The sequence below is a fragment of the Luteibacter jiangsuensis genome, assembly GCF_030812295.1.
Classification (GTDB): domain Bacteria; phylum Pseudomonadota; class Gammaproteobacteria; order Xanthomonadales; family Rhodanobacteraceae; genus Luteibacter; species Luteibacter jiangsuensis_A.
The window spans coordinates 57592-71737 of record NZ_JAUSSK010000002.1 but is presented as its reverse complement, the minus strand read 5'-3'; the positions used below and the strand labels follow the sequence as shown (position 1 = coordinate 71737).

The window sequence follows — 14146 nt, the reverse complement described above, 5'->3', positions numbered from 1 at the left end:
CGCGGCGTCTCCCGGCTCGCTGAACCGGGGCGGTCCACGGGGTAAAAAATCCTACGGGTTCCTCCTCCCGCCTTTGCTAAGCTTCCTGTTTTGGTCGCGCGGGCGGGAACGCTACGGATGCATCAGCCGGACGACAAGCGCAGGCGGGACGACACGGCGGGATCGCTTCCGCAGGCATGGCGGCGCGCACTCGACGAGGCCGTCATCGATGCACCCGCCGATCGCATGGTGCTTGGCTTCTTCCTCGAAGGCGTCAACGACGACCACGAGCCAGCGGCTCATCTGGATGTCGCGCCCGTCCTTCTCACGGTAAGTGCGGACGGCCGTTACTCGCGGCCCTTGCCGCTGGACAGCCGCCATCTGTCCGACACGTCATTGACAGTGAACGAGAAGCGCCTCGCCGCGACCCTGCTGGGCTTGCCGCAAACCTTGCGCAAGAGCCGTAGCTACGCCCGGTTCACCGGCGCGCTCGGCGACCAGCTGCTGGCCGAGGTGCTCGACACCGCGCCCTGCTTTTTTGGCGGCGTGGCCGGATTGCAGCTGTCACGGGGCAAGCCCCAGGCGCTGCGCTGGCGCTGGAACCTGGAAAAGGACGGTAGCCAGAAGCTGCTTCCCGATGTTCCCTCCAGCCAACGCCTGTTCCGCGTGGGCTCGCTCTGGTTCCTCGATGCGGAGCATGCCGAGGTGGGGCTGCTCGAGAGTGAACCCGCGGAAACCTCATGGCTCGACCTGCCGCCCTTGCCGCCGGAACACACCGCGGCGTTTAGAGCGGAGATGGAATCGACGCGCATGGGCCCGCGCGTGCCCGAGCCGCAGATCTTCGGCGAAATGCGACGCGCGGAGGTCTCGCCGCGTCCCGTGCTGGTCTTGCACGCCCTGACGCGCCATGCGCGACTGGCGGCCGGTACGCCGCCGCTGGCCTACGGGCGGCTCGCCTTCGACTATGCGGGCGAGCGCCTGCCGGGGCGAGGTGGCGAACCGCTGGTCCGGCGCGTGCGCAACGGCACCCTGCTGGAAATCAGCCGTCGTCGTGCGGAGGAACTGGCCTCCATGGAAAACCTCGAGAACGCCGGCCTCAATCCAGCGGTGGATACCGAGGGATTGCCCTGGGACATGGCCGATACCTTGCCGGAAGACGCCTGGCTCTTCCCGGGCAAGGGTTACGCGGGTGCGCTGGAAGTGAATACGCCCGCCCGCTGGCTGGCATTGCGGCCCAAGCTCGAGGCCGACGGCTTCGTCCTCGAGTACGCCCCGAGCTTCCCGTTCGAAGTGCTCGAAGGACCCGTGCGCTGGTATGGCCAGGCGCACGAGGACGACGCCGACCGTGCCTTCGACCTCGAGATCGGCATCGAGATCGAAGGCAAGCGAGTGAACCTGTTGCCTGCCGTGGCGCAAGCCCTGGCCGAGCATCAGCTCAGTCTGAGTCCATCGCCGGGTGAAGCCGAGGATTCGGTCTGGTATGCGCCGGTGGACGAGCGTCGTCGCGTGCCGGTTCGCCTGAAAGAACTGCGTGGCTTGCTTGCCCCGCTTGCCGAATATCTCGAGAAGCCTCGCCAGCAACTGCACTTGCCGCGCGTGCAGGCGGGTCGTCTTGAAGAACTGGCGCAAGCGCTACCCAGTGGTGGCTCGTTCGAGGCACCCGAACGTCTGCGTGGCTTCACCAAGCGCCTGCGCGAAGCGGCCGAACGCGCCAGCGACGTCGTGCCAGCCAGCCTGCGCGCCGAGCTTCGGCCTTACCAGCGCGACGGCCTGCGCTGGATGAATGCGCTTGCCGAAGCCGGTACCGGGGGGGTGCTCGCCGACGACATGGGCTTGGGCAAGACCCTGCAACTCATCACCCACCTGCTGGCGCTCAAGGAAAGCGGTGGGCTCACTTCGCCCGCCCTGGTGGTGGTGCCGACCAGCCTCGTTCCCAACTGGATATCCGAGGTCGCGCGTTTCGCGCCGGAACTCACGCTCCTGGCCCTGCATGGTCCACAACGCGCCGAGACCTTCACGCGCATCGCCGAGCATGACGTGATCCTCACCACGTATGCGCTGCTGCCACGCGACGTCGAGACGCTGAAGAAGCAGGCGTTCTCGCTCGTCGTGCTCGACGAGGCCCAGCAGGTGAAGAATCCACGCACGCAGGCACGTCGCGCGCTGCTGACACTGAAGGTGCCCCGTTGTCTGTGCCTCACCGGCACGCCGCTGGAAAACCACCTGGGTGAGTTATGGTCTCAGGTCGACCTTGCCGTGCCGGGGCTGTTGGGCGACGAAGGCGCCTTCCGTCGGCACTATCGCCTGCCGATCGAGAAGCATCAGGACATCGAATGCCAGGAGCGGCTCAACCGCCGCATCGCGCCGTTCATCCTGCGCCGGACGAAGGCGCAAGTCGCATCCGAATTGCCGGCGAAGACAGAGATCACGCGCCGCGTGGTGATGGAGCCGAAGCAGCGCGATCTCTACGAGAGCCTGCGCCTCTCCCTGGCGGAAGAACTGCGCGAGGTGATCGCGCAACGCGGCATCGCGCATAGCGGCATCGTCGTGCTCGATGCCCTGCTCAAGTTGCGCCAGGTATGTTGCGATCCGCGATTGGTGAAACTGGAAGCCGCGCGCGGCGTGCGCGACTCGGCGAAGTTCGAACTCCTGATGGACATGCTTCCGGCGCTGCTCGCGGAAGGCCGCCGCGTGCTGCTATTCAGTCAGTTCACCGAGATGCTCAAGTTGATCGCCGGCGAACTCGATCGCCGCCGGATCAGCTACGTCACGCTCACCGGCGAAACGCGCGACCGCGCCGAACCCGTGCAGCGTTTCCAGAACGGTGAAGTACCCCTGTTCCTGCTTTCGCTGAAGGCGGGCGGTGTCGGCCTCAACCTGACCAGCGCCGACACGGTCATCCATTACGACCCGTGGTGGAATCCCGCGGCCGAGGCGCAGGCGAGCGATCGCGCGCACCGCATCGGCCAGGACAAGCCCGTGTTCGTGTACCGGTTGATCACGGCCGGTACAGTGGAAGAGCGCATCGAAGAATTGAAAGCGCGCAAGGCCGAACTGGCCGATGCCGTGCTCGAGGGCGGCGGCAGTCGCGAACGCCTCAGCTTCGACGAAAACGACCTGGACGCACTGCTGGCGCCGTCAGCCTGATTCATTAGCGTGAACTGGGTCACGTTTCAGTCAACTGGGCTGGATTCTCAAACATTACGGTTGCGCAGCTGAAAAGATAGCTGCGCACGCGTCGATTTCTGCCGTGCAAATGCATGTCGCGCGAAATACCGCGACGCTTCCGTTTGTCTTGGTTATGGAGACTGATTTGCGAATGAATCGCGGTAAAGCGAATACCTTCCTGGGTGTTCTTCTTCTGGGGCTTTCTTCCGCCGCTGGGGCCCAGGTGAAAATCGGGGAAACCTGCACGAGTGAATTTCCAGTACCGCCAGCGCTTGTTGAAACAGGGCTGGGAACCAGTGTTGATGATCTGGCCCATAGTGCCTATGCACTTCAATGGCGACTGGCACAGGTGAAAAGGGAAGGCTGGATTATTTCGTATGGAAGCTCGTCGGCGACCGATAAAATTCGAAAGACCATCACCATCGTCGATGGGCAATCGCAGCCCTACAGCACGTCCCATCTCTCGCATGAAGTTGGTCACGCGACCAGTTATTTCGGCGAAGACCTCTCGTCTCGCGAAGCCTATATCCGAACCCGTTGCATCGATGAAGGATTCGCTCTTGGAAGGAACATCGTCGCACGGCAGGGAATAAAGCAATGCGCCGGCGTAGATGTCGGAGTCGTGTCCGCGGATGTGCCTTATTTCACCCAATGGTACGAGTCCATGGCGGCCCGTCCGCCAGTCGTCTATGGAGACTTCGGATACGCGTTCTGCGAGAAAAATGTCGAGTCAGTGTCGGGGAAGAACTATCTGGACTACTACGGCGACTGGTACGACTCGCACGTTATGGCGCCGTCGGTGTCGACGCAGCAGGTCCATGCCGATTCATTCTTCGAACGGGTTGCCGCGCTTGCCAACCAGGCGGGCGGGACCGTCGACGATCTACGTAATGCATGGCCCGGCGGTGAGCGTTCTATATTCATCGATCGAAGCCCCGGCGGCTATCATTCGGGTTCTGCACCGTTCGTCGATGGCATAGACATCATAAAGTCCGAATTGCGGCTGAAGTACGCCGATAAGTCGCGGGTGGTCCTGGCTACGATGGACATCGTCGGACAATGCATCAGTCTGGACATGGTGCGGGCCCGCTACCCTGCGGCCATCATGACCGACTCGCCGACAACCGCGATGCCTGACGACGAAGGCGCGTGGTCGGCATTCGGGCCATGGGGAGAGATCGGTTTCGGTTTCGCCTATGCGAATCCGAAATGCGTGTCGAGCGTGACGTTCAAGCCAGATGCGTTTCCCCCGCCTTGGGCCGGGTCCATGCTCTGATAGACGTCCATAAAAAAGCCGGGCCCGATGTATCGGGCCCGGCGTCTGAAACTAGCACGCTCAACGACGCAGCGGCGTGCCGCCAGCCTCGACGATAGCCAGCGCGGTGCCGCCGATGAGGCCCGGTTCCGGGTTCATGATCGCCTGGGTGGGTACGGTTTCCATGGTGTCGCGGAAACGGCCCTTGGCCTCGAAGCGCTCGCGGAAGTTGCCCTTCTGGATCCACGGCAGGAGGATAGGAGTCATGCCGCCGGTGAGGTACACACCGTCCCATGCGCCCAGCGTGAGCACGAGGTCGCCGGCGACGCTACCGAAGATGCCCGCGAAGGTCTCCACGGCACGACCGCACATCACGCAGCTTTCGTCCGTGGCGCGGCGGGTGATTTCTTCCGGCGTGATGGTTTCATCCGGCTTCTGGCCGGAGATCTCGCAGATGGCGGTGTAGAGGTTCACGAGGCCGGCGCCGCTGATCAGGCGTTCGTTGGAGACGCGGCCATAGCGCAGGTTGAGTACCTTCAGGATCTCGATGTCCTCCGCGCTGTGCGCGGCGAAGCCGGCGTGGCCGCCTTCGGTCTGCAGCACGCTCACCTTGTCGCCACGGATCAGCAGGCCGCCGACACCCAGGCCGGTGCCCGGTCCGACGACGACGAAGGTTTGTTCTTCCTTGCTGCCGATCTTCGGGATGGCCGACTTGCCTACCTGGACCAGGTCGCGGTGGCCGCTGGCGTCTTCCTTGTCGGTCATCAGCATCACCGCCATCGACTGGGCGGCGAAATCGTTCACCAGGTGGACCCATTCCAGGTCCAGTTCCTTGGTGAGGTTTTTCGCTGAAATGGCCCAGGGATTGTTGGTGACCTTCACCGTCTCGCCGTTATCGATACGGCCGGCGGCGGCGATGATGGCGCGTTGCGCCTCATGGCCGGTTTCCTTGAAGTACTGCTTGGCCGCATCGCCCAGGGAAGCGTAGTCCTTTACGTGGTAACGCCGGATGCTTTCCTGGATAAGTGGTTGATCTTCATCCGGATGCGCGATGCCGAAGCGCACGTTGGTGCCGCCGAGGTCGGCGAGCAGGGTCGGCGCCGGGGCGCTAACGTTGGCCATGTTGTAAAACCTGTCGTGTCACGGAAGCACGCAAGGGTGCCTCGCGCGGGGGCTGGCGTCTAGTGAGGGGATATCCTGCGGCTCTTCACGAGGCCCGGGGATTCCGACACGCGACGGTGAAAACCGACACTTTGATGTAAACGATTACGTCGGCAGAATACCGCATTGTCCGGATCCATGTCAGGCATCGCCCGACAGGCCGGAACCCAACGGGAGAGTGAGTGATGGCAGCGGTTCGCCTCGACAAGGTGCGCAAGGTATATCCGAACGGGCACGTGGCCCTGAAGGAGGCGAGCTTCGACATCGCCGACGGCGAGCTGCTGGTACTCGTCGGGCCCTCCGGCTGCGGCAAGACGACCCTGCTGCGGATGATCGCCGGCCTGGAATCGATCTCCGGAGGAACCATGACGATCGGCGACCGCGTGGTGAACGACGTCCCGCCGAAGGATCGCGATATCGCGATGGTCTTCCAGAACTATGCGCTGTATCCGCATATGACGGTGCGCGAGAACCTCGGCTTCGGCCTGCGCCTGAGGGGTTCGCCGAAGGAGGAGATCGACCGGCGCGTGGCCGACGCGTCCAGCATGCTCGGGCTCGACGAACGCCTGGAACATCGTCCCGCGGCCCTCTCCGGAGGCCAGAGGCAGCGAGTGGCGCTGGGCCGGGCGCTGGTTCGCGATCCCGCTGTGTTCCTGCTCGACGAGCCGCTGTCGAACCTCGACGCCAAGCTGCGCCTGTCTACGCGCGTCGAGATCGCGCGTATCCACCGGCGCCTCGGCGCGACGATGGTCTACGTCACCCATGACCAGATCGAGGCGATGACGCTCGGCCAGCGCATCGTCGTGCTGAATGGCGGCGTGATCCAACAGCTCGACACGCCGATGAACCTCTACAACAAGCCGGCGAACCTGTTCGTGGCCGGTTTTCTCGGCAGTCCCGCCATGAATCTCTTCCACGGCACGCTGCGTCGCGCCGATGGCCTGCGCCTGGAAATGAAGGAGGGCTCGTTCGCGCTGGGCGCCGATTCGCCGCTGCTGGCCGCGCACCTCGACAAGCCGGTGATCGTGGGCGTACGGCCCGAAGACCTGTTGACGGTGGCGGATCACCCGGGAATCGCGGAACGCTTGCATGCGCACGTGGATGTCGTCGAGCCGGTCGGCAACGAGGTGTTCCTCAACATGCGCCATGGCGATGACGAACTCGTCGCACGCGTACCGCCGCACACGGCGATTCAGCCGGGCAACGACGTGGCCCTGGGATTCCAGGCCGAGCGGCTGCACTTCTTTGATCCGGAGAGCACGGCGCGTATCGACGTGTGAGTGCCGTCGCGGACTATTGTGAATAAGAACCATTCTTATTAAGATGCGCTGACCGGCCGCCAGCCGGAGGCACACGACCTCCTTCGCAAGCTCCCGATTTGTGCCGCCAGGCACGACATCTGCGAAGGAAACATCACGTGCTGCGAAAGAATGCCCTCGCCGCGCCGATTGGCGCGGTACTCCTTTGCGCCGCCGGCGTTCATGCCGCGGACGCTCCCGCGCGCGACGGTGTCGACGACCTGCCGCGCATCACCGTCACGGCGATCGGCTCGGCATTTCGTTTCGACGTGCCAGCGACGGTGTCGGTGATCGACCGGCAAAAGATGGACCGTCACCTCGTCGTCGACATACGCGACCTGGTGAAGTACGAGCCGGGCGTATCGGCCGTGGGTACCGCGGGACGTTGGGGGCTGGATAGCTTCAACATCCGTGGCCTCGACGGGAATCGCGTCGCCATCCTCACCGACGGCGTGGCCGCCTCGAGTTCATTCGGTTTCTCCACGACGGGCATGCGCGCCGGTCGCAGCTTCGTGGACCCGGACACGCTGAAAAGCGTGGAGATCGTCCGGGGCCCCGCCTCGGCGCTCGATCCTTCCGATGCATTGGGCGGCACGGTGCGCTACGTCACCAAGGATCCCGCCGATTACCTGCGCAACGGCAGGGATGTCTACGTGTCGGTGAAGGAGCGCTATGGCAGCGCCGATCGCTCACTCGGTACCTCCCTGACCCTCGCGGGCGGCACGCCCACGAACGGCATCGTATTCGTGGCCAATCACCGCGAAGCCCACGCACCGGACAACAAGGGAGACGTCGATAGCGCCGATTACCTGCGCACACGTCCCGATCCGCTTACCCAGGACACGACCAGCGTATTGGCGAAGTACGTTCATGTCGCGTCATCGGGGCGGGAAGATCGAGTGACCGCCGACCTGTACCGCAACGACGTGGATACCAACGTCCTGAGTGCACTCGGCCAGGCCGGTACCACGCGGCTGTCGAGTGACATCGCGCAAGACCGCGCCACGCGGACGCGCCTGTCGGTCGGACAGCGCTACGCGAACATCGACCTGGGAATCGCCGACCGCCTGGAATGGGATGCCTGGTGGCAGAAGTCCGAGACCGAATCGAGCACGCGCACGCTGGCCAATGTCCCGTCGCGAGGCGCCACCTATGACCGCCTCTACCTGAGCGATCTGGACGAGCGCCTCTTCGGCGGCAAACTGACCCTGTACAAGACGGTGGACGACAGCGTCCAGCAGCGCATCGCCTACGGCGTCGAAGCGTCGCGTACCACGCCGACAGGCCAGCTCGGTGGCGAAGGTCGCGACGTGCGCACGGGCATCGTCTCCAGTAGCGCGCCGTACATGCCCGAGAGCTATCCGCTGCGTTTCTTCCCGCGCAACGACACCGACCGCTACGCTGTCTTCGCCCAGGACGAGATCGTCTTGCTCGATGGCCGCTTGCGTATCGTTCCCGGCGTGCGTTGGGATCGCTACGCGTTCAAACCGGATCGCGACGACCCGTATTTCGACGGCTCGTTCGTGCAGAGCGGCCTGGGCGAGGTGCGTGGTAGCCGGTTCTCGCCGAAGTTCGGCGTGACCTATGCGATGAACGATGCCGTCGAGGTCTACGCGCAGTACGCACAGGGATTTCGCCCGCCGCTGTACAACGAACTGGCGGTGGCGTGGGGGACGCCGCGGCTGTACGGCATCGTGCCCAATCCATCGCTCAAGCCGGAAACGAGCAAGGGCGTCGAGATCGGCGTGCGCGGCAACGGGGAGCTTGGATACTTCAGCGCCAGCGCCTACTACAACCGGTACCGCGATTTCATCTTCGGTGGCTATACCCTCGATCGTGGCCAGTGGCCGCAATGGGCGCTCAACCAGAATCTGCTCATCGTGATGCAGGCGGTGAACTTCCCCAAGGCGACGATCAAGGGCGTCGAGGCCTCCGCCGGGCTGACCCTGGGTGCCTTGAGCGATGCGCTGCAAGGCTGGCGCATCGAAGGCAACCTGGCCGCGGCCAAGGGCGACAAGCAAGTCTACGGTGCCTCGGGGTGGTCGCCACTCAACAGCGTGGATCCGCTAACCGCGGTGCTTGGCATCTCGTACGATGCCAGAAGCTGGGGCGTCGAACTCATCGGCAAGGGCGTGCGGCGCAAGTCGCGCCTCGACAGCTCCACCGCTTTCCAGGCACCGGGCTACGCCACGCTGGACCTGTATGCGCACTGGAAGCCGACCAAGGCCCTGGAGTTCAGCGCCGGATTCACCAACCTCACCGATCGCAAGTACTGGGACTGGGGCTCGCTGCATGGCGGGGTGCTGGCCAACGTGGGCAGTACCGATGGCGGCGGCGTGGACGATGCGCAGGTGCGCAATGCGCAGATCGATCGGCTGACCATGCCCGGCCGCGCCGTCGCGGCATCCGCCCGCTACACCTTCTGAGGATACGCCCATGCAAGATATCGAGACCGCCGCGTCCCCACACCCGGACATACCCACGCTGATTGTCGACTGGCACCGCCTGCGCCAGGCAGAACCGGGGTTACGCGCACGCGATGCCGCACGCCGGCTCGGTGTGAGCGAAGGCGAGCTCATCGCCGGCCGCGTCGGCGAAGGCGTCACGCGCCTGGAAGGCGACTGGCCACGGCTGATCCGTGAATTACCCGCACTCGGGCGGGTCATGGCGTTGACTCGCAACGAGTATTGCGTGCACGAAAAGAAAGGGCGTTACGACCATATCGACATCGGTGGCACGATGGGTATCGTGCTCGACGAAGACATCGATCTTCGGCTGTTCCTCCGGCATTGGCGATATGGATTCGCCGTTCGCGATTCGTCGCATGGGCGCGAACGGGAAAGCCTGCAGTTCTTCGACGGTGATGGGCAGGCGGTGCACAAGGTGTACCTGACGGAGCAGAGCGACCGGCCCGCATGGCGGTCGCTCGTCCATCGTCACACCGCCGCCGTGCAGTCACCGTTGATCGATTGCGTGGCGGTGGATGATCCGTTGCCCACCATGTTGCCCGATCGCGCGGTGGACGTGGATTCGCTACGCGATCACTGGCGCGCGTTGCGTGATCCGCACGATTTCTTCGCCATGTTGAAGAAGCACGAGGTGACGCGGACGCAGGCCTTGCGCCTGGTCGGCGATACGTTCGCCACCCGGACCGACGAGGCCGCGGTACGCCGTCTATTGGAAGCCGCCGCCATGGGTGGAGAACCGCTGATGATCTTCGTCGGTTCCCCCGGAGTGGTCCAGATCCACACCGGGCCGGTGCACAGCGTGAAGATGGCGGGGCCGTGGCTCAACGTGCTGGACGACGGCTTCAACCTGCATCTTCGCAGCGACGCGATCGCGGAAACGTGGATCGTACGCAAGCCGGTACCCGAGGGCTTCGTCACGTCGTTGGAAGTGTACGCGGCCGATGGGACGCAGATCGTGCAGGTGTTCGGCAAGCGCAAGCCGGGCCTGTCCGAGCGCGACGACTGGCGGGCGTTGCTGGCGAAGGCCGGGGCGCGCGCATGAGGGCGCGAAACCTGTGGGGCCTGGGGCACGTGTTGGCGTTGGTGTCGGCGCTGTCGGTGTCGTCAGGCGTCATGGCCGCGTCGCGCATCGTTTCGCTCGGTGGCGACGTCACCGAGACGATCTACGCGATCCACGCACAGGACCAGCTTGCCGGGGTGGACTCGACCAGCACATGGCCCGCGGCGGCTACCAGGCTGCCTAACGTAGGCTACGTTCGCCAATTGAGCGCGGAAGGTGTACTGGCGCTGCGGCCGGGCCTCGTGCTGGCGACCCACGACGCGGGGCCGGCATCGGTGATGTCGCAACTTCGCGACGCCGGCGTGCGTATCGAGGTTTTACCCATGGCTCGGACGGCACGCGACATCGGCGAAAAGATCCGCCGCATTGGACAGCTCACGGCGCACGAGAGGGAAGCCTCCGCGCTCGCCGCCCGGGTGGACGCGGGCTTCGCCACGCTCGCTCGCGCCGTGGCGGCGATGCCTGCGCATCCGCGCGCGGTCTTCCTGATGTCGACGGGGCAGGGCAGCCCGATGGCGGCGGGACGAGGGACCGCGGCCGATAGAGCGATCGCGCTGGCAGGCGGCACGAACGTGGCGGACGGCATCGAGGGCTACAAGGCGGTTTCGCCGGAAGCGCTGGTCGCGATGAAGCCCGACGCCATCGTCCTGATGAGGGAGCGCGAGGATGCGGTAGGTGGCATCGCCGGGGTGCTCGCGCTACCCGGGGTGGCGGACACTCCGGCGGGACGGGCCAGACGCATCTATTTCGTCGAAGGACAAGCCCTGCTCGGCTTCGGGCCTCGTACACCGGACGCCGCGCTGGACTTGCAGGCGCGCTGGGCTTCGCCGGCGCCATGAACGCCGCGAGTCTCGTGTTGCCGCGTATCCGCACGCGCCGTGCTGTTGCGATGATCACGCTGTGTTGCCTGCTTTTCACGGTGGCGGTATGGAGCCTCGCTCGTGGCGCCATCGCGATTCCGGCGGGCGACGTCGGTGGAGCGCTGGCGCGAGGGATGGCGGGCGTCGCGGCCGAGGGCGACGACAACGTCGTGCTCATGTTGAGGCTGCCACGCGTGTTGCTCGGCGTGTTGGTCGGCGCGGCCCTGTCCAGTGGCGGGGCGACGATGCAGGGTCTGTTCCGCAATCCATTGGCCGATCCGGGCCTGATCGGTGTCTCCGCGGGAGCCGCGCTGGGCGCGGTGGGGGCGATTGTCCTGGGCGGCCAGTCGGGCTCGCCGCTGGTCGCGGGATGCGCCTTTGCCGGTGGCCTGGCGGCGACATCGCTGGTGTACCTGCTCGGTCGCCGGCGGCCGGGGGTCGCGAACCTGCTCCTGGCCGGCGTCGCCGTCAATGCGATTGCGATGGCCGGCGTGGGCTTGCTGACCTACCTGGCCAACGAGAACCAGTTGCGCGACCTGACGTTCTGGTCGCTGGGCAGCCTCGGTGGCGCCACATGGACGAGGCTTGCCACGGTGGCGCCGTGGGTCGTGTTGCCCTTGCTGTGCCTTCCGCGGGCCGCGCGGGCGCTCAATGCCCTCCTGTTGGGCGAGGGTGAAGCCGCTTTGCTGGGTTTTCGCCCCGAGCGCCTGCAGCTGTCGCTGGTGGGCCTGGTTGCCTTGGGCGTGGGGGCCGCGGTCGCGTTCACCGGCGTGATCGGTTTCGTCGGCCTGCTGGTGCCACACGTCCTGCGCATGGGTTTCGGTCCGGATCACCGTTTCCTGTTGCCGGCTTCCGCGCTGGGCGGCGCGATCCTGCTGGTGGCGGCGGATGCGCTGGCACGCACGGTCGTGGCACCGGGCGAGCTTCCCATCGGTGTACTCACGGCCCTGGTGGGCGGGCCGTTCTTCCTGTGGTTGCTGCTGAGCCATAGGGTGGGCGAGGGCCTCCCATGAGCCGCGGTTGTCTGGCCGCCTGCGCCATCGGTGTCGCACGCGGCGGCAAACCGGTTCTTCGCGATGTGTCGCTGACCGCCTGTCCAGGCCGCCTGCTCATGCTGGTTGGCCCCAATGGTGCCGGCAAGAGCACCCTGCTGGCCGCATTGTCGGGGCGGATCGTTCCCGACGCCGGCCGGGTGACGCTCGACGGGCGCCCTGTGTCCACCTGGCTGCCACGCGAGCTCGCGCGTCGCCGTGCCATGCTCTCCCAGCGGGTCGTTCTGGAGTTCGGTTTTACGGTGGAGGAGGTCGTGGCGCTCGGCCGAAGCCCGCATTCGCCCGATGCCGTGCGCGACGCCCACATCGTCGACGCCGCCTTGCGCGCGGCGCATGTGGCGAACCTCCGCGGCCGGCGCTACACCGGCCTCTCGGGTGGGGAGCAGCAGCGCGTGCAACTGGCGCGTGTGCTCGCCCAGGTATGGGGTGCCGCGAATGACGGCGCGTGGCTGCTGCTCGATGAGCCCGAGGCCGGTCTGGACATGGCCCACCAGCATTTCATCCTGCGCCGCGCGCGGGATCTCGCCGCGGAAGGCTTTGGCGTGGTCGCCGTATTGCACGACCTGAACCTCGCGGCGCGCTATGCGGACGAGGTGGCCGTGCTGGCGGACGGGAGGGTGCTGCGGCAGGGGACGCCGGAGGATGCGCTCGATGTCGACCTGCTTTCCGAGGTGTATGGCATCCCTTTGCGGCGCCATGGCGGCCTGCGGATCGACGCCGCATAAGCCTTGTCCCCGCCAACCTGCGACGCTTTGCCCCCCGGTGGCGGGGCGTCAGGGAGTAAAATGAGCGGATCGCCAACGTATGGGCACCTCCCATGACCTTCCCCGCTGTCCGCATGCGGCGCATGCGCCGCGACGCTTTCTCACGTGCCCTGATGCGCGAGAACGTGCTCACCGTGTCCGACCTGATCATGGTCGCCTTCGTCGTCGACGGCGAAGGCATCCGCCAGCCCGTGCCGTCGATGCCCGGCGTGGATCGCCTTTCGATCGATGAACTGGTGAAGCTCGCCGCGGAATGCGTCGCCCTTGGCATTCCCGCGCTTGCCCTGTTTCCCTCCGTGGACGGGTCGGTGAAGACGGAAGACGCGCGCGAGGCATGGAATCCGGAGGGACTGTTCCAGCGTGCGACGCGTGAGTTGAAGAAGCGCTTCCCCGAGCTGGGCCTGATCGGCGATGTCGCGCTCGATCCCTACACCACGCACGGTCAGGATGGCCTGATCGACGGGAATGGCTATGTGATGAACGAGCCGACGGTCGAGGCGCTCATCAAGATGTCGCTGGCCCAGGCCGAAGCAGGCATGGATTTCGTCGCGCCCTCCGACATGATGGACGGCCGTATCGGCGCCATCCGCGAAGCGCTGGAAGACGCCGGGTACATCCATACGCGCATCCTCGCCTATTCGGCGAAGTACGCGTCCAGCTTCTACGGCCCGTTCCGCGATGCCGTGGGCTCCGCGGCCAACCTCGGCAAGGGCGACAAGCACACCTACCAGATGGACGTCGGCAACAGCGACGAAGCCTTGCGTGAAGTGGAGCTCGACCTCGCCGAAGGCGCCGATGCCGTCATGGTGAAGCCAGGCCTGCCTTATCTGGACATCGTTCGCCGGGTGAAGGACACCTTCGGCGCGCCGACCTTCGTCTATCAGGTCAGTGGCGAGTACGCGATGATCAAGGCGGCCGCGCAGAACGGCTGGCTGGACGAGAAAGCCGTGGTCATGGAGTCGCTGCTGGCGATGAAGCGCGCCGGTGCGGATGCCATCCTCACGTACTTCGCGATCGATGTCGCGCGCTGGCTGAAGGCCTGAGCAAGAAAAGGATTTCATGCAAAACCCGCCGATGTCCC

At 65.4% G+C, this 14146-nt stretch carries 10 protein-coding genes; 9 read left to right on the top strand and 1 reads right to left on the bottom strand.

Features of this window, described 5'->3' with window-relative positions; genetic code table 11:
- The first annotated feature begins 117 nt into the window (after window positions 1–117).
- Window positions 118–3126, top strand: coding sequence for a DEAD/DEAH box helicase (locus J2T07_RS05690; protein WP_306848081.1), 3009 nt, complete (start codon window positions 118–120; stop codon window positions 3124–3126).
- A 172-nt stretch (window positions 3127–3298) separates the two neighbouring features.
- The gene (locus J2T07_RS05685) at window positions 3299–4423 is read left to right on the top strand and encodes a hypothetical protein (protein WP_306848079.1); all 1125 of its coding nucleotides are present in this window, start codon (window positions 3299–3301) and stop codon (window positions 4421–4423) included.
- Between the two features lie 60 nt (window positions 4424–4483).
- Here the strand turns inward: J2T07_RS05685 and glk are convergent, their stop codons facing one another.
- A complete protein-coding gene (gene glk, locus J2T07_RS05680) occupies window positions 4484–5524 on the bottom strand; it encodes a glucokinase (RefSeq protein ID WP_306848078.1) in 1041 nt (346 codons plus the stop codon).
- A gap of 224 nt (window positions 5525–5748) precedes the next feature.
- Between glk and J2T07_RS05675 the strand changes: the two genes are divergently transcribed.
- From J2T07_RS05675 to hemB, 7 genes are all read left to right on the top strand, one after another.
- Entirely contained in the window at window positions 5749–6843 is a 1095-nt protein-coding gene (locus tag J2T07_RS05675; protein WP_306848076.1) for an ABC transporter ATP-binding protein, read from the top strand.
- 137 nt (window positions 6844–6980) lie between these two features.
- Entirely contained in the window at window positions 6981–9287 is a 2307-nt protein-coding gene (locus tag J2T07_RS05670) for a TonB-dependent hemoglobin/transferrin/lactoferrin family receptor (RefSeq protein WP_306848074.1), read from the top strand.
- Between the two features lie 10 nt (window positions 9288–9297).
- The gene (locus J2T07_RS05665) at window positions 9298–10371 is read left to right on the top strand and encodes a hemin-degrading factor (RefSeq protein ID WP_306848072.1); all 1074 of its coding nucleotides are present in this window, start codon (window positions 9298–9300) and stop codon (window positions 10369–10371) included.
- On the top strand, window positions 10368–11228 hold the full coding sequence (locus tag J2T07_RS05660; protein WP_306848070.1) for a heme/hemin ABC transporter substrate-binding protein: 861 nt from the start codon (window positions 10368–10370) through the stop codon (window positions 11226–11228). The genes J2T07_RS05665 and J2T07_RS05660 overlap by 4 nt, the downstream gene beginning before the upstream one ends.
- Window positions 11225–12262, top strand: a complete 1038-nt coding sequence (locus tag J2T07_RS05655) for a FecCD family ABC transporter permease (protein WP_306848068.1) — start codon at window positions 11225–11227, stop codon at window positions 12260–12262. The genes J2T07_RS05660 and J2T07_RS05655 overlap by 4 nt, the downstream gene beginning before the upstream one ends.
- Complete coding sequence (locus J2T07_RS05650) at window positions 12259–13026, top strand: heme ABC transporter ATP-binding protein (protein ID WP_306848066.1); 768 nt, start codon at window positions 12259–12261, stop codon at window positions 13024–13026. The genes J2T07_RS05655 and J2T07_RS05650 overlap by 4 nt, the downstream gene beginning before the upstream one ends.
- A gap of 92 nt (window positions 13027–13118) precedes the next feature.
- Complete coding sequence (hemB, locus tag J2T07_RS05645; protein WP_306848064.1) at window positions 13119–14108, top strand: porphobilinogen synthase; 990 nt, start codon at window positions 13119–13121, stop codon at window positions 14106–14108.
- Window positions 14109–14146: the final 38 nt, after the last annotated feature.

What these genes read in the sequence shown, in the direction of transcription:
- J2T07_RS05690 (WP_306848081.1), top strand. Translation starts at nt 118, where the DNA reads ATGCATCAGCCGGACGACAAGCGCAGGCGGGACGACACGGCGGGATCG.
- J2T07_RS05685 (WP_306848079.1), top strand. Translation starts at nt 3,299, where the DNA reads ATGAATCGCGGTAAAGCGAATACCTTCCTGGGTGTTCTTCTTCTGGGG.
- glk (WP_306848078.1), bottom strand. Translation starts at nt 5,524, where the DNA reads ATGGCCAACGTTAGCGCCCCGGCGCCGACCCTGCTCGCCGACCTCGGC.
- J2T07_RS05675 (WP_306848076.1), top strand. Translation starts at nt 5,749, where the DNA reads ATGGCAGCGGTTCGCCTCGACAAGGTGCGCAAGGTATATCCGAACGGG.
- J2T07_RS05665 (WP_306848072.1), top strand. Translation starts at nt 9,298, where the DNA reads ATGCAAGATATCGAGACCGCCGCGTCCCCACACCCGGACATACCCACG.
- J2T07_RS05660 (WP_306848070.1), top strand. Translation starts at nt 10,368, where the DNA reads ATGAGGGCGCGAAACCTGTGGGGCCTGGGGCACGTGTTGGCGTTGGTG.
- J2T07_RS05655 (WP_306848068.1), top strand. Translation starts at nt 11,225, where the DNA reads ATGAACGCCGCGAGTCTCGTGTTGCCGCGTATCCGCACGCGCCGTGCT.
- J2T07_RS05650 (WP_306848066.1), top strand. Translation starts at nt 12,259, where the DNA reads ATGAGCCGCGGTTGTCTGGCCGCCTGCGCCATCGGTGTCGCACGCGGC.
- hemB (WP_306848064.1), top strand. Translation starts at nt 13,119, where the DNA reads ATGACCTTCCCCGCTGTCCGCATGCGGCGCATGCGCCGCGACGCTTTC.